At 66.5% G+C, this 16,506-nt stretch carries 12 protein-coding genes; 8 read left to right on the forward strand and 4 right to left on the reverse strand.

The features are described from left to right. Positions 1-78 precede the first annotated feature (78 nt). The 8 genes from ASE72_RS15755 (at position 79) to ASE72_RS15790 (ending at position 12,616) form a co-directional block, all read left to right on the forward strand. Positions 79-2,226, forward strand: a complete 2,148-nt coding sequence (locus ASE72_RS15755) for an alpha-glucuronidase family glycosyl hydrolase (RefSeq protein ID WP_056023439.1) — start codon at positions 79-81, stop codon at positions 2,224-2,226. Continuing rightward, positions 2,223-3,593, forward strand: coding sequence for an SGNH/GDSL hydrolase family protein (locus ASE72_RS15760; protein ID WP_082446156.1), 1,371 nt, complete (start codon positions 2,223-2,225; stop codon positions 3,591-3,593). Before ASE72_RS15755 ends, ASE72_RS15760 begins: the two co-directional genes overlap by 4 nt. Positions 3,594-3,708: 115 nt before the next feature. Then, positions 3,709-4,830, forward strand: coding sequence for a glycoside hydrolase family 43 protein (locus tag ASE72_RS15765; protein WP_235532393.1), 1,122 nt, complete (start codon positions 3,709-3,711; stop codon positions 4,828-4,830). Positions 4,831-5,305: 475 nt separating this feature from the next. Beyond that, positions 5,306-8,515, forward strand: a complete 3,210-nt coding sequence (locus ASE72_RS15770; protein WP_082446231.1) for a TonB-dependent receptor — start codon at positions 5,306-5,308, stop codon at positions 8,513-8,515. Between the two features lie 127 nt (positions 8,516-8,642). Then, positions 8,643-9,392 (forward strand): SapC family protein, encoded by a 750-nt coding sequence (locus ASE72_RS15775; RefSeq protein ID WP_056023441.1) that lies wholly within the window; start codon positions 8,643-8,645, stop codon positions 9,390-9,392. Then, the gene (locus ASE72_RS15780; RefSeq protein ID WP_056023443.1) at positions 9,392-10,429 is read left to right on the forward strand and encodes a cupin-like domain-containing protein; all 1,038 of its coding nucleotides are present in this window, start codon (positions 9,392-9,394) and stop codon (positions 10,427-10,429) included. The genes ASE72_RS15775 and ASE72_RS15780 overlap by 1 nt, the downstream gene beginning before the upstream one ends. Before the next feature lie 11 nt (positions 10,430-10,440). After that, a complete protein-coding gene (locus ASE72_RS15785) occupies positions 10,441-11,949 on the forward strand; it encodes a tryptophan halogenase family protein (RefSeq protein WP_056024325.1) in 1,509 nt (502 codons plus the stop codon). A 91-nt stretch (positions 11,950-12,040) separates the two neighbouring features. Continuing rightward, complete coding sequence (locus tag ASE72_RS15790) at positions 12,041-12,616, forward strand: cytochrome b (RefSeq protein ID WP_056023445.1); 576 nt, start codon at positions 12,041-12,043, stop codon at positions 12,614-12,616. Here ASE72_RS15790 and ASE72_RS15795 read toward each other — a convergent pair. Genes ASE72_RS15795 through ASE72_RS15810 form a run of 4 tightly spaced genes read right to left on the reverse strand, consistent with a single transcriptional unit; the run spans position 12,613 to position 16,467 of the window. Then, positions 12,613-13,539, reverse strand: a complete 927-nt coding sequence (locus ASE72_RS15795) for a glycosyltransferase family 2 protein (protein ID WP_056023449.1) — start codon at positions 13,537-13,539, stop codon at positions 12,613-12,615. The genes ASE72_RS15790 and ASE72_RS15795 overlap by 4 nt on opposite strands. After that, on the reverse strand, positions 13,536-14,462 hold the full coding sequence (locus ASE72_RS15800) for a polysaccharide pyruvyl transferase family protein (RefSeq protein WP_056023452.1): 927 nt from the start codon (positions 14,460-14,462) through the stop codon (positions 13,536-13,538). Before ASE72_RS15800 ends, ASE72_RS15795 begins: the two co-directional genes overlap by 4 nt. Further along, entirely contained in the window at positions 14,459-15,541 is a 1,083-nt protein-coding gene (locus ASE72_RS15805; protein WP_056023455.1) for a glycosyltransferase, read from the reverse strand. The genes ASE72_RS15800 and ASE72_RS15805 overlap by 4 nt, the downstream gene beginning before the upstream one ends. Then, positions 15,538-16,467 carry a glycosyltransferase family 2 protein gene (locus ASE72_RS15810; RefSeq protein WP_056023458.1) on the reverse strand — a complete coding sequence of 310 codons (930 nt, stop codon included), beginning with the start codon at positions 16,465-16,467 and terminating at the stop codon, positions 15,538-15,540. The genes ASE72_RS15805 and ASE72_RS15810 overlap by 4 nt, the downstream gene beginning before the upstream one ends. Positions 16,468-16,506: the final 39 nt, after the last annotated feature.

A 16,506-nucleotide genomic window follows, 5' to 3' on the forward strand; every position in this document is an offset into this window, starting at 1 on the left:
CGTCGTTGTGATAGCGATAACAATGTCCGACAAACCATTCCGTTGTCAATGCGGAGCCGGTCGGCGGGAGAGGAAAGAATGAGGCTGATTGGTTGGCTTGGGTTTACCGTTGCCGCGCTTGTTGCCGGCACGACCGCGGCGCAGGCCGAGGATGGATATGACCTCTGGATGCGCTATCGCACGCTGTCGCCCGCCAAGGCGGCGACGCTGCATCGCGACGCGCAGGCGGTCGAAATCCGCGGCGACAGCGCGACGCTTCGGGCCGCCGCCGACGAGCTGCGCCGCGGGCTGACGGGCCTGACGGGCGCCGCCTTGCTGCAGGGCAGCAGCACGACCGCGATCATGCTCGCGACGGCGTCCGACCGCGACGTCGCGGCGCTCAGGCTGCCGGTGGCGTCGCTCGGGGACGAGGGCTATGTCGTGCGCGCCGTATCGATCGGCGGCCGACGCGTGACGCTGATCACCGCGAACACCGATCGGGGCGTGCTGTACGGCAGCTTCGCGCTGCTGCGCCATCTCCAGACCGGCGGGACGTTGGCAGGCGTCGCGCTGTCCTCGGCACCGCGCGTCAAGTTGCGCGTGCTCAATCACTGGGACAATCTCGATGGCGTCGTCGAGCGCGGCTATGCGGGGCAGTCCTTGTGGGACTGGTGGACGCTCCCCGACTTCAAGGATCCGCGCTACACCGATTACGCACGCGCCAATGCGTCGATCGGGATCAACGGGACGGTCCTGAACAACGTCAATGCCAAGCCCGAGAGCCTGTCGCCCCGCTATATCGCGAAGGCCGCGGCGCTGGCCGACGTCTTCCGCCCCTATGGAATCAAGGTGTATCTGTCGGCACGCTTTTCGGCACCGATCGAGCTTGGCGGGCTGAAGACGGCCGATCCGCTCGATCCGCAGGTGGCGGCGTGGTGGAAGGCCAAGGCCGACGAGATCTATCGTGCGATCCCCGATTTCGGCGGGTTCCTCGTCAAGGCCAACAGCGAGGGACAGCCGGGCCCGCGCGACTATAACCGCAGCCATGCGGACGGCGCCAACATGCTCGCCGCCGCCGTGGCACCGCATGACGGCATCGTGATGTGGCGCGCGTTCGTCTATGCCGAAACCGATCCCGACGATCGCGCGAAACAGGCCTATACCGAGTTCAAGCCGCTCGACGGCAGGTTCGCGAAGAACGTCATCGTCCAGGTCAAGAACGGCGCGATCGATTTCCAGCCGCGCGAGCCGTTCCATCCGCTGTTCGGCGCGATGCCCAGGACGCCGCTGATGATCGAATTCCAGACGACGAAGGAATATCTCGGTTTCGCGACCCACCTCGCCTATCTCGGACCGATGTTCGCCGAGACGCTGGCGAGCGACACGATGGTGAGGGGCAAGGGATCGACCGTCGCGCGCGTGGTCGACGGATCGCTCGAGGGGCATGCGCTGACCGGCATGGCGGGCGTCGCCAATATCGGCCGCGATCGCGACTGGGCCGGTTCGCCGTTCAACCAGGCGAACTGGTACGCGTTCGGACGCATGGCCTGGGATCCGACGATCGGCGCCGAGCCTGTCGCACGCGAATGGGCGGCGATGACCTTTGGCGCCTCGCCCGCGATCGTCGGTCCGGTAACCGCAATGATGATGGGATCGCGCGAGGCGGTCGTCGACTATATGACGCCGCTGGGTCTCGCGCATGTGATGGCGACGGGGCATCATTATGGTCCCGGCCCATGGGTCGCCGAGCTGAAGCGTCCCGAGTGGAACCCGGTCTATTATCACCGCGCCGACAAGGCCGGGATCGGGTTCGACCGGACCAGGACGGGCAGCAACGCGGTTGCTCAATATGCCCCGTCGGTCGCACGCGGCTTAGCGGATCCGGCGACCACGCCCGAACGCGACCTGCTGTGGTTCCACCATGTCGCCTGGGACCGGCCGATGGCGTCCGGGCGGACGCTCTGGGCGGAGATGGTGCATGATTACGACCGCGGCGTCGGCTATGTCGGCGGCATGCGACAGCAATGGAACGCGCTTCGGAGCGAGATCGACGCGGAGCGCTGGACGAAGACCGATCGCTTCCTCGCGATCCAGGAGCAGGAGGCGCGCTGGTGGCGCGATGCGTCGCTGAGCTACTGGATGTCGATCAACGGCCTCACACTGCCCGCGGGTGCCGCACCGCCTGCGCACGACCTGGCGTGGTACAAGGCGCAGAGCTTCCCCTATGCGCCGGGCAACCCGCAATGACCCGCGATCGCATCGCACCCGCCAGCAGACGCGCCACGACGCCGTGGATCGCAACAGCGCTGCTCGCCACCGCATTGGCGTCGACCGGGCTTTCCACCGGCGCCGTTGCCCGGAACCCCGCACAGGCGCCCGCCGTGCGTTCGGCAGCCGCGCAACCGTCCGAGCCTCGCTGGATCGCGACCTGGGGCACGTCGCAGCTCGTTCCGGAAGGCGATAACGCGCTCCCCGCCGACCGCGCGAGCGACGTCACGCTGCGCCAGATCGTACGGGTGTCGGCGGGTGGCGATCTGATCCGCGTCCGGCTGTCCAACGTCTTCGGCACACGACCACTGCCGATCGGCGCCGCTCACCTTGCACACGCAGCCGCGCCGGGAACGCCGCGTATCGACGGCGGCACCTCCCTCACCTTCGCGGGACGGCCGGACACGGTGATCCCCGCGGGTGCGGAGCTCTATTCGGATCCGGTCACGCTGCACGTCGCGGCGGGCGCGGACGTCGCGGTCAGCCTGTACCTGCCGGATGCGCCGACGCCGCAGACCGGGCATCCCGGCGCGCGGGCAACCAGCTTCACGCTTCGCGGTGCGCATGCGGCGGATGTCGCGCTCGCCGGAGCAAAGCCGACGACGCGCTGGTATGCGCTCTCGGATATCGAGGTCATGGCGCCCGTCGCGCCAGGCACCAATTCGGGCACGATCGTCGCGATCGGCGACTCGATCACCGACGGCTATGGCGTGCTGCCCGAGCGTAATTCGCGGTGGACCGACGTGCTGGCGATACGGCTCCGCGCCAGCCCGGCGACCCGCGCGATCGGCGTCCTCAATGCAGGGATCGGCGGCAACCGCATCCTGCTCGACGGGCTCGGGCCCAATCTACTCGCGCGGTTCGACCGCGACGTGATTGCGCGAAGCGGTGTTCGCTGGGCGATCGTGCTCGAGGGGATCAACGATCTCGGCACGCTGACCCGCGACGCGCCCGCGACCACGGCACAGCACCGCGCGCTGGTCGCGCAGATCGTCGCTGGCTACACCCAGATCGTCACCCGCGCGCACGCGCATGGCATCAAGGTCGTCGGCGGCACCGTCATGCCGTTCGGCGGCAACGACTATTATCACCCTGGCGCCCAGAACGAGGCCGATCGTCAGGCGGTCAACCACTTCATCCGGACATCCGGCCTGTTCGACGCGGTGATCGATTTCGATGCACTGATGCGTGATCCTGCGCGTCCGGACCGGCTGGCCGCAGCCTATGATTCGGGCGATCATCTTCACCCGTCAGAGGCCGGCTACCGTGCGATGGGCGAGGCGATACCCCTGGCACTGTTCACGCCCGCAGCGTCCGGCGCGAAAGGCCGCATCCGCCGTCGCTGACGCACCAGACCTGTCTTGCCGCAGCCGCCGGTTTGAGTATGGTAGCGCTATCCGGTGCATAATTTCTCGACAGATCTCGATAGAAGATCGTATTCCTAGGAAGGATCCAAAGGCCATGACCGTCCGTAGACTGACGCTTTTCGCGACCATGTTTCCCGTCCTGCTCGCCGGCGGTCTGGCGATCGCCCAGACGGGCAAGGCGCCTCCGGTCGCTGCCAAGGCCAACGCCGGCGGCGAATCGCGAAGTCCCGATGGCAGGCGCTATCTGGCGCAGCCGCTGGTGACCAAGATCTTCGCGGCCGACCCGTCGGCGCATGTCTTCAATGGCAAGATCTACGTCTATCCGAGCCACGACATCGATTCGGGGATCCCCGATGATGATCTCGGCAGTCAATATGCGATGCGCGACTACCGTGTGCTCAGCATGGACCGTCCCGGCGGCCCCGTGACGATCCACCCCGTCGGCATTGACGTCGGACATATCCCCTGGGCGTCGAAGCAGACCTGGGCTCCGGATGCCGCGTACAAGAACGGGACCTATTATCTCTACATGCCCGCGCGCGACAAGCAGGGCGTGTTCCGCATCGGCGTCGCGACGTCGAAGTCGCCGACCGGCCCGTTCAAGGCCGAGCCGCTGCCCATCCGCGGCAGCTTCTCGATCGATCCCGCGGTATTCAGCGACACGAATGGCGAAAGCTATATGTATTTCGGCGGCATCTGGGGCGGGCAGCTGCAGCGCTGGGCCAATGGTCGCTTCGACGCCAATGCGGGCGACACCGACCTGAAGCAGGACGACAAGCCCGCCCTCGCCCCCAAGGTCGCGCGGATGTCGGCAGACATGAAGCAGTTCGCCGAGGCCCCCCGCGACGTCCAGATCGTCGACGAGGCGGGCAAGCCGATCCTCGGCGGTGACCACGAGCGGCGGTTCTTCGAAGCGTCATGGCTGTTCAAGCGCAGCGGCAAATATTATTTCACCTACTCGACGGGCGACACGCATTTTCTCGCCTATGCGATCGGCGACAATCCGTATGGCCCGTTCCGCTATACCGGGCATATCATGACGCCGGTCCAGGGCTGGACGACGCACCACTCGATCATCGAGTTCAAGAACCGCTGGTGGCTGTTCTATCACGACACGCAGTTGTCGAACCGCAATAACCTGCGCTCGGCGAAGATGACCGAGATGACGTTCCGTCCCGACGGGACGATCAACCCGATCGACCCGTTCAAGGATTGAGCGCGCGCCACCGCCCTGACCGGCGGTGGCGGTCCCATTCGTGATGCCGACAGGCGACGCTGCGTCCTATTACCGGGCGCGGCGTTGCTTTGCCTATGCTGCACGGAGCAGATGGGAACGGCCGCGAGCGGTTTGAATCCGCGCCACGTCACGCGACGCGATCAAGCAAGTCGAAGCATATTAAAGTAATTGTTTATATCATTCAGTCCGTCCGGAGGGCGAGGGCGCGAATCGCCGATCCGCTGAAGTGATGGTAAGAACTGACACCCTATTTATTGCATCGCAACATCGGTTTTCGCTGCATCGCCACGCCGACATTATTGTCACGTATTAAGAAGATCGTGTTTTGCCACAGTATTCACGTCATCAGCGGCGAGATTCCCGTTGACACGCCGCGCCGCTATGTTAGCCCTAACACACCAAGCCGATCAGAGCTTGTCGATACCAGTGCTACGCCGCTGATGGGGAGAGAATGATGAGGGGTTCTGCAGTGTTGAAGGTGCTTGCGCGCTCAAGTTCGGTTGCGGCTGTCGCCGTGTGCCTGATCCATCCGGCCGCCGGCATGGCGCAGACGGCGCTGGCCACCGAAGCAGGATCGCCTGCAAGCACCGTCCAGCCGGCCAATCCCCCCGCTAGAACCGGAACCGTCGTCGCGCAGGAGCCCGTCCAGGCGCAGCAGTCGCAGGGCGACGACTCCGAAATCGTCATCACCGGGATCCGCGCCAGCCTTGGCCGCGCGATCGACATCAAGCGGAATTCGGCGGGCGTCGTCGACGCGATCTCGGCCGAAGATATCGGCAAGTTCCCCGACACCAACCTCGCCGAGTCATTGCAGCGTGTCACCGGCGTGTCGATCAGCCGCGCGAACGGCGAAGGGTCGCAGGTGGCCGTTCGTGGCTTCAGCGGCGGCTTCAACCTCGTCACGCTGAACGGCCGGCAGCTTCCGGCGACGAGCATCGACACGAGCACCGGCAACGCGTTCGCGACCGGCACGGGTCGCTCGTTCGACTTCCAGAACCTCGCATCCGAGGGTGTCGCCACGCTCGAGGTCTACAAGACCGGGCGCGCCAACATTCCGTCGGGCGGCATCGGTGCGGCGATCAACGTCGTCACCCGCCGACCGCTGTCGGCGAACGAGAGCGGCCTTTCGGGGTCGATCGGTGCCAAGGCACTCTATGATACCTCGATCGACAAGGCCGAGAGCGATCCGAGCAAGGTCACGCCTGAATTGTCCGGGCTGATCAACTACAAGAACCCGAACGAGACCTTCGGCGTCAATGTGTTCGGCAGCTATCAGCTGCGCAATTCCGCGTCGGTCCAGTCCAACCCCAATTACTGGAACATCGTGCCGCTGGCCGATTTCCTCAACACCGCGGGCGCGTATATCCGGCCGACGACGACGATCACCAATCGTCCGACGACCCCCTATGTGCAGATCCCCAACGACAGCCGCTATCAGTTCTCGGAAAACCGCCGCGAGCGCCTGAACGGTCAGGCCAACATCCAGTTCAAGCCGAGCGACCGTTTCGAGATCTCGATCGACGGCATGTATGCGCGCAACAAGCTGAGCGAAGAGCGTAGCGAGCAGACCAACTGGTTCCAGCGGCCGTTCACCGAAGTCACCTTCGACGACAACAAGCAGATGCAGAGCGCGGTCATCCTCGCCGAGGCGATCCAGGCCGACAAGGGCTACGAGCAGCAGCGGTTCGCGACCAAGACCGAACTCTACTCGGTCGGCGGCAATGTGAAGTGGGACTTCACCGACAATCTGCGACTGACACTCGACGCCAACCACGCCAAGTCGACGACCAATCCGGACAATTCGAACGGAACCTCGGCGACGACGATCTCGATCGGCGCCCCGGTACGCTCCTCGCACAAGGTCGACTTCACCACCGGCTTCCCACAGCAATCCGAGACGATCAACGATTGCCGTGCGACCAACGGCAACCGCGGTGGCAACTGCAACAACATCCTCGATGTCGGTGATCTGGGCAGCCAGGTCGCGCGACGGATCACGTCGACCCAGAAAGCGCGGATCAACCAGTTCGGCGGCGACGTCGCCTGGGACCTCGGCGGGGGCAGCAAGTTCAACGTCGGTGGCAACTATATCGACGCGAACATGCGCTCGACCACGGTCAACAGCATCCAGACGCTGGGCGACTGGGGCATTACCGACACCGGCCGCGTCGAGGAGCTCGCCGGCGATCTCGTCGACACCTTCTGCCTCACGTGCAAGTTCGACAAGTACGACCCGAAGTCGACGGGGTCCGCGCTGGTCGCATTCCGCGCCAACGCGGTCGATCTGCTCGACGTCTTCGAGCCTTTCTATGCGGCGCGCGGCAATGCGGTTTCGCCCAGCCCGTCCGCGGACGATCGCGTCGGCGAGAAGACGTGGGCGACCTATGGTCAGATGACCTGGGCCGGCGAACTCGGGGGACGTCGCGCCAACGCGCTGATCGGTGTGCGGTACGAAAAGACACGGGTCACGTCGATCGGCATCCAGTCGGTCCCGAGCGGGATCCGCTGGTCGCAGGACAATGACTTCGCGGTCGACGGCGGACCGCCCAGCGGCGCCGTCACGGTGAAGGCGAGCTACGACAATCTGCTGCCCTCGCTCGATTTCAACATCGAGCCGATCGACAACGTCATGGCGCGCGCCTCGTTCAGCCGAACGCTTGCCCGTCCGGACTACGGCAATCTGTTCGCCTCCGTCAGTGCAGGGGCACCCAACCGTCCGACCGCGCTTGGTGCCGCGCCCGCCGGCGCAAACCGCCAGGATCCGGCGCTGTTGCCGCTGGTTTCGGACAATTTCGACGTATCGCTCGAATGGTATTACAAGCCGACGAGCTTCGTGTCGGTCGGTTTCTTCAACAAGGACGTGCGCAACTTCATCGGCAACCAGGTCACCAGCGGCAATCTGTTCGGTCTGCGTGACCCCGGTTCAGGTGCGGCCGGTTCACGGTCGGGCATCGCGCTCGACTATCTCAGGACCAATGGCCTGCCGCTCAGCGACATCAACCTGTTCTCCTATACTGCGTTGCTGACGCAGAATAACGGCAACCAGGCGGCAGCGTCCGCCGCGTTCCAGCGCAATATCGATCCCGCCACAGGCGGCCTGAGCACGCAGTTCGTCGTCGACCTCGCGAATTCGGTCGATATCGTTGCCGATGCCAATGATCCCTTGTTCAACTTCGCGATCAGCGGGCCGGTCAACAACCGCGAGGGCAACATCCACGGGTTTGAAGTCGCCTGGACCAACTTCTTCGGCCAGACAGGCTTCGGCTTCGCGGTGTCGTACACCAAGGTCAATGGCGACGTGAACGTCGACCCCTATGCCGATCCCAACGTCAACATCTTCGCGTTGACCGGCCTGGGCGACAGCGCCAACCTGACCGCGATCTACGACAAGGACGGACTCTCGGCGCGCGTCTCGTACAACTGGCGCGACAAATATCTGTCGGGCACCAACCAGGGCGGCAACCGCAACCCGCTGTTCACCGCGGCGTTCGGGACGCTCGATGCGAGCATAAGCTACGACATCGCGAAGAGCTTCTCGATCTCGCTCGAGGCGGTCAACCTGACGAGCGAACCCTTCCGCCAATATGCCCGCACCGAGACGAACCTCGTCTACGTGCAGGAACTGAAGCCGCGCTTCTATCTCGGCGCGCGGTACCGCTTCTGATCACCGGCCGGCGTGTGCTTCGGCGCACGCCGGACGATGGAAGGGCCGCAGCACCGTGCCGCGGCCTTTTCCTGTTGTCCGCCGCCCCCTGGCTGATAGACCCGGACGAAAAATGGGACCGGAGCGGATGAACCCCGTACAGATCAACAACATCGACCACGCCGATCTGCGCGTCAGCCCGCGCGCCGGTGCCGCGTTCAACGACGCGGCGAATCAGGCGCTGGTCTTCCCCGCCGAATTCGAGGAACTGCAACGCGAATTCGCGATCGTCTTCCGCCGTCGCGACGAGGGTCTTCAGGCCTATGCGCTGCTGGGGCTCGACCGCGACGAGAATCTCTTCCTCGCCGACGACATGTGGACGAGCCGCTACGTCCCCGCGAGTCATCGGCGCGGGCCCTTTTCGATCGGCATGGTCCGCGCCGCGCACGGTGATATCGGTGTCGGTGTCGGCGCAGGTGACGGTGTCGGAGAGGCGATGCTCCACGTCGATCTCGACGATCCGCGCGTCGGTGACGAAACGGGTCTGCCGCTGTTTCTCGAGCATGGTGGCAACACGCCGTATCTCGATCATGTCACCGGCGTGTTGCGTTTGCTCTACGAGGGGATGGAGACCGCGCCGGCCGCCTACACCGCGCTCGACCAGGCCGGCCTGCTCGCGCCGGTCACGCTCACCATCGATGTCAGTGACGAGCGTCGCTACACCGTGCCCGACGTGCTCGTCGTCGACCTCGAGCAGCTCGCGACGCTGAGCGGTGCGCCGCTCGAGCACCTCCACCGCTCGGGCATCCTGCGGCTCGCCATCCTTGCCGCGGCATCGCTCGGCAACATCCAGCATCTGATCGCGCGCAAGCACCAGCTGCTCGCGCAGATCGGCTGATGACGGTGCCCGCCATCGCCCGCCGGACGCGCGTGATCGAAGGGGCGGACGCGCGGACGCTGCCCGTCGCCGAGTTGATCGCCGAGGGCCGCCCGACGATCCTGCGCGGTCTTGCCCACGACGTGCCGCTCGTCACCGCGGCACGTCAGGGTCCCGCCGCGGCGGTCGCCTGGCTCAAGCAGTTCGATGGCGGACAGCCGGTGACGGCCTATATCGGCGACCCCGCGATCGGTGGGCGCTTCGGGTACAATGCCGAGTGCACCGCACTCAATTTCGCGCGCGAACGCGGATCGCTGTCCGCCTATCTCGACCAGTTGCTCGCCAGCGTCGACGATGCCGACGCGCCGACCATCTATATCGGCTCGACCGATATCGACCAGTATCTCCCGGGTCTCAGGGACGAGGCCGTTCTCCCGTTCGGCGATCCCCAACTGCTCGCCCATCCGCCGCTGGTGAGCATCTGGATTGGCAATCGCACGATCGCGTCGGCGCATCACGACATGTCGAACAACATCGCGGTGACGCTCGTCGGGCGGCGGCGGTTCACGCTGTTCCCGCCCGATCAAGTCGCCAACCTCTATCCCGGCCCGCTCGAACCGACGCCCGCCGGCCAGGTCGTCTCGATGGTCGATTTCGACGCGCCCGACTTCACCCGCCATCCAGGCTTCGCCGATGCGCTCGCGGCGGCTGAGGTGGCGGAGATGGAGCCCGGCGACGCGCTGATCTATCCCGCCTTGTGGTGGCATCAGGTCGAGGCGCTCGATCCGTTCAACGCGATGATCAACTATTGGTGGAACCCGACGCCACGTTTCATGGACACACCGCAGAATACGCTGCTGCACGCGCTGCTCAGCCTGCGCGACCGGCCCGACCATGAGAAGCGCGGGTGGCAGGCGCTGTTCGATTATTATGTCTTCGGCGATCCCGCGCGCGCCGGTGCGCATTTGCCGATGGACGCGCGGGGCGCGCTTGCTCCGCTCGACGCGATCGCCGCGCGGCGGCTGCGCGCCACGCTGTTGCAACGCCTCAATCGATGAAGGGACATTCGATGGATACCCCAGCGAAGACTCGCGTGGTCATTGCCGGCGGCGGCACGGCCGGATGGCTCGCCGCGGCGCTGTTCATGCGGCAGTTACGTCCGCTGGTCGACGTCGTGCTCGTCGAGTCCGAGGAGATCGGGACGGTCGGCGTCGGCGAGGCGACGATCCCGACGGTGCAGGCGTTCCACGCGCTGATCGGCGTGGACGAGCGCGAATTCATGGCGGCGACGGGGGCGACGTTCAAGCTCGGGATCGCGTTCGAAGGCTGGGCGCGCACAGACGACCGCTATATCCATTCGTTCGGCGACGTCGGCCGTGCCACGTGGATGGGCGACTTCCAGCATTTCTGGCTCGAGGCGCAGGCGAACGGCGATGCCGGCCCATTCAGCGACTATTGCCTCGAACTCCAGGCTGCCGAGGCCGGCCGGTTCGCGACCGGGCAGACCGGTCGCCGCTTGAACCACGCCTATCATTTCGACGCAGGCCGCTATGCGAAATATCTGCGCGCACGGTGCGAAGCGGCGGGGCTGACGCGCCGCGAGGGGCGGATCGCGCGCGTCGACCGCGATCCCGGGACCGGGCATATCACCGCGCTCGCGCTCGACGACGGCAGCCGTGTCGAGGGCGACATCTTCCTCGACTGCACAGGGTTTCGCGGGCTGCTGATCGGCGATGCGCTCGGCGTCGGCTATGAGGATTGGGGGCATTGGCTGCCCGCCGATCGCGCGCTGGCAGTGCAAACGACGTCGGTCGAGCCCGCCCGCCCCTATACGCGTGCGATCGCGCACGACGCGGGCTGGCAATGGCGGATCCCGCTCCAGCACCGCGTGGGCAACGGCATTGTCTATGACAGCGACTTCCTGTCGGACGACGCGGCGCGCGAGCGGCTGCTGGGCTCGGTCGAGGGCACCCCACTCACCGAGCCGAAGCTGATCCGGTTCACGACGGGCCGGCGACAGCGCGCATGGGAGGGGAATTGCATCGCGCTCAGCCTCGCGAGCGGGTTCGTCGAACCGCTCGAATCGACGAGCATCCACCTCGTGATGGTCGCGCTGACCCGGCTTCTGCAGGTGTTCCCGTTCGACGGGATCAATCCCTCGGTCGTCGCGCGGTACAATGACCAGTCGCGGCGCGAGCTCGAGGGGGTGCGCGACTTCATTATCCTGCATTATCACCTCAACCAGCGCAGCGAGCCGTTCTGGAAGCGCTGCGCAACGATGCCGATCCCCGACACGCTCGCGCAGCGGATTGCGCTGTTCGTCGAGGGCGGGCAGGCCTTCCAGTCGGGCGACGACCTGTTCCGCGTGAGCTCCTGGTCGCAGGTGATGCTGGGACAGCGGCTGACGCCAAAAAACTGGCACCGGCTCGCCCGACTGATGCCCGCCGATCGGCTCGCGCAGTCGCTCGCCGAGCTGAAGGCGGGGATTGCCGCCGAGGTCGCGAAATTGCCGCAGCATCAGGCGTTTCTCGCAGGCTATTGCCCCGAGACGACCGCCCGCCCCGCCGCAGCCGCCTGACCTGCCCGGGCTTTCCGGGGTCGATCCCCCGCCCCTGACGCTCTAGGGTCCGGACGCCGCGCGATAGGCGGGGCGTCCGGGAGAATGACACATGGCGACGACAGCGGGCGGTACGCACCGTTATAACCGGGGCGCGGTGGCGTTTCACTGGATCATCGCGATGCTCGTGCTGGTGCAGATCTATATCGGCTGGACGTTCGCGGACCTTGCCCGTGGCGACGCGCGGACCGAGTGGTTCAACTGGCACAAGACGGTCGGCTTCGCGATCCTGCTGCTGAGCATCGCGCGGCTCGGCTGGCGCATCGCCAATCCCCCGCCCCCGCTGCCGGACGTGCTGCCGACATGGGAGCGGACGCTGGCGCTGATCAATCATACGCTGTTCTACGTCATCCTGATCGGTCTGCCGCTGACGGGGTGGATGTATCTGTCGACGGGCAAGCCGTCGCTGACGAGTGCGACGACGCCGCTGGTCGGCGGGCTGTCCTGGCCGTTCATCCCCGGGCTGCCGCGCGGTGCGCATGGCGGGTTCGAACAGGCGCATATCGTGCTCGTCTGGGTGACCTATGCGCTGCTGATCCTGCACGTCGGTGCGGCGCTCAAGCACCAGTTCGTCGATCGCAGCCGCGTCGCCAACCGAATGCCGCCGTTCGGCACGCGCGAGGGCTAGCGCGCCGACACCCGCGTCGCGCCGCGGCCCGGGCGGCGCAGCGAGGCGAGCGCATAGGCGGCGAACCCCTGCATCTTCTGCCGTGCGCGGAAGACGTGGAAATGCCGGATATAGGGGAACGGCCGCGCCGAGGTCCGGACATCGGCGAGCATCAGCCGCAGATCCTCGCGGATCGCGGCAAGGATGCGGCGGTCGGTCAGGATGTGCTTGGCGTAGAGCGCGCCGTCGCCAAAGCCATAGCCCGCCAGTAGCGCGACGACGTCGGCGGGACGTCGGCGGCCGTGATGATGATTGACCACGAAGCTCGGATCATAGTCGACGCTGATCCCGTGGCCGAGCGCGCGGAACAGGAAGTCGGTATCCTCTGCCGAGACGAACCGTGCGCCGCCGCCGAACCGCTCGTCGAACGGCCCCACCGCGGTGAGGACATCGCGCGTGAACGCCAGATTGGCGCCCATGACGAAGCCGCCGGGAAACGCGCCGCGCGGCGCGGTCATCGGGTGATCCTCGAGCTTGATCGTCACGGGCAGGTCCGCGGGATCGCCGGGCAGGATCCGCCCGCCGATCACCGCCAGCCGGTCGACCGCGGCGAACCGCTCGGCGAGCGCGGCGAGATAGCCGGTGTGGAGCACGCAGTCGTCGTCGGTCATCGCGACGATCCGCCCCTGCACGCGGGCAAGCCCGGCGTTCCGCGCGCGCGACAGGCCCGGAGACGCTTCGCTAACGCAGACGACCGGGAATTGCTGCGCGCCGGCCCAGAGCTGGAGGCGGTCGGCGGTATCGTCGGTCGAGCCATTGTCGACGATCACGACCTCGAGCGCGACGTGTGCCGCGACCCTCGCGGCCCGCGTGATCGAGTCGAGCGTCCGCGACAGCGACACGCCGCGGTTGCGCGTGCAGACCAGCAGGCTGATCTCAGTCATGCCAGCGCCGCACCTGCTGACGTCGTCGTCGCGCGATCCCGGATCAACGGCGACGCGGCGGTCCAGGCGTCGATATAACGCGCGAGCTTGCCATAGTCGTTGTCGAGCACGTGGTGCGGGATGTCGAGCAGCAGCGCGAGGATATGCGCATGCAGCCGGTCGGTGACGATATGCCGGCCGCGCGAGAGCAGGGCGAGCCCGCGCGCGACGCGGGCGCCTGCGAGCGCCGCATAATGGTCGGCACGCGCCTGACCGGGGCGGGAAGCGGGCAAGACGCCGTCCTCGAGCCAGTCCGTCGTGACGATGCGCCCCTCGCCTCGTGGAAGATCATCATGCGCGATGCGTTCGTCGTCGGTGCGCAGAAGCCTCAGCACGTCGCAATCCGCGGCCCCGCGCGGCTGTCGGCCGAGCGCGAACGCCGAATCCGGGGCAAGCGCAACGGGGCAGTCGAAATGGCGCTCCGCCAGTTCCAGGCTGGGCCGGTCGCGGACATAGAGGTGCAGGTCGGGATGCGCGGCGACACCCTTGGCAAATGCCGCGATCCCGCCGGGCGCGCGAAAGTGGATCGACTGGGGAAGCTGGACGATCCGCCGGTCGCGGACCTGTGCGACCATGCGCTCGCGAAACAGCTGATGATGCGGCCAGATGTCGCCGAGATTGCCCCCGCCGTGGAGGAAGACGACGCCGTGCGGACTGGCGCGCGCAAAGGCATCGGGATCGAAGCCGTCCCACGTGCAGACATAGTCGGGATCGTTCCCCGTTACCGCGCGCAGCATCGCGACTTCGCCCAGCCAGATCGCGCTGTCGCCGACATTGGCATGGTCCGGGAAGTCGACCAGCGCATAACGGTCGCCGCGTCCGACATGCGCAGCGTAGAGCGCGCGCAATGCCGCCTGCTGCGCTTCGATGACGTCGATCGTCATGCGGCGACGTCTTGCGCGGCCGCGTGTGCGGCGCGGACATCGGCGTAGAGCGCCTCGCAGCGGTCGAGCCAGCGGTCGCGCGTGAACAGCCGCTCGACGCGGGCACGCGGCACGCTCCGCGGGATCGCCAGCGCGGCGGGGATCGCGGCGGCGAGTCCCACAACGTCGTCGGCGTCGGCGAACCGTCCGGCCTCGCCGATTACCTCGCGTGCGGCACCCATCTCGATCGCGGCGACCGGCAGGCCGCACGCCATCGCCTCGATCGCGACCAGACCGAACGGCTCGTCCCAGCACGGCGTGAACAGGAACACCGACGCGCGGCCGAGCTCGGCTGCGAGCGCGGCGCCGTCGCAATGCCCGCCATAGCGGATCGTGCCGTCGAGGTACGGGACGATCTTGGCGGCATGATAGTCGGGATCCTCGATCGAGCCGAACAGCGTCAGCGCGATTCCTGCCGCACGCGCCGCGCGGACCGCGAGATGCGTACCCTTGTTGGGGGTGATCCGCCCGCACCATGCCGCGCTGCCGTCGCCCGCGGGGCTGAACGGCCACGCGGCGGGGTCGATGCCATTGTGCAGCACCGACGCCTCGGGGGGAGCGCCGTCGGGCCACCATGCGTGCAGCTGCGGCGTCGAGGTGACGGTCAGCCGGTGCGTCGGTGTCGCGCTCGCCTTCACGAACCAGTGCAACGCATCATAGGGCGGCACGTGCAGCGACGTGACCGTGGGTACGACGGCGGTGCGCGCGGGCTCGATCGGAAAGCGGTGGAGGCTGTTATTGTGGACGACGTCGAACCCGCCCGCGGCGATCCTGTCGCAGGCAGCGGCATAACCCCGGTCGACATGCGCGATCAGCGGCGCGGAACCGCGATGCTCCGCCCAGGGGAAGACGCGCTCATAATGCTCGCGCAGCACCGGGTCGATCGTGAAGCGCGGATCGCTGTCGCCCGCCGCGAACAGCACGACGTCATGGCCGCGCGCCTCGAGACCTTCGGCAAGATACCAGCTGTGCGATTCCATGCCGCCCATGAACGGCTGCGCGATCCGCTGGCGGACGTGCGACAGGAGCGCGATCCTCACGCAGCGACGCGGCCGTCTTTGTCCGACGCCATCCTGGCCTCGAGCATCCGGATCACCGTCGCGGTGTTCGCATAGGGCTGATGGCTCTGCTGCCCGGTGAGCGCGAGATCGTCGGCATCGGGACGGCGCAGGATGCGGATCGGCACGCCTTCGCGGTCGTCGATCAGCCCCATCAGCCGGAACGCGTAGAGCCAGTGCCCCATCGTCCGATACCCCCAGCGTGCCTCGAACAGCTCGGCATTGCGCACCACGCTTTCGAGATGATGGACGGGCGGCATATGATGCGGATGGTATTGATGATGCGCGAGCCCGCCCTTGATCCAGGCGATCGGGACACCCGCGGTGGCGAGGACCTTGCCGAAATCGGTGTCCTCGCCACCATAGCCGACATAGCCCTCATGGAAGCCGCCGACCGCCTCGAACGCGGCGCGGCGCATCGCGAAGTTGAGCGACCAGAAGCAGCGATAGTCGTTGCACAATTCGATCCCCTCGGCGGGCGGACCGCGGCGATCCGAATGGCGCACGGCGATCGCCGTGAACGCATCGCTGGTCCATTCGCCCGCGGTCGCACCGCCGGGCAGATACATGACCTCACCCATCAACAGCCCGTCGAACCGGTCGAGATACCCCGCATAGTCGGCGACGAGATCGGGCGCGGGGATGCAGTCCATGTCGAGAAACACCAGCGCATCGCCGACCGCGGTCCGCGCCGCGGCGTTGCGCGCGACCGCGAGCGGCAGCGCGTCGCCGCCGATCATGAGCTGACGGACCGGAAAGTCGGTCTCGGGCAGATCATATGCCGTGTCCTGCATGACAGCCACGATCAGTTCGGTCGGCTTCAAAGTCTGGCGCGAGAGACCGACGACGAGATTGTAGAGGTGGTCGGGCCGGCCCTTGGCGAGCGTTACGACGGATAGGGTGGACATGGCGGCTCCGTGTATCGGATGGAAATGATAGGCGAACAG

Origin of the sequence: Sphingomonas sp. Leaf20 (assembly GCF_001421535.1) — a bacterium.
Lineage (GTDB): Bacteria > Pseudomonadota > Alphaproteobacteria > Sphingomonadales > Sphingomonadaceae > Sphingomonas.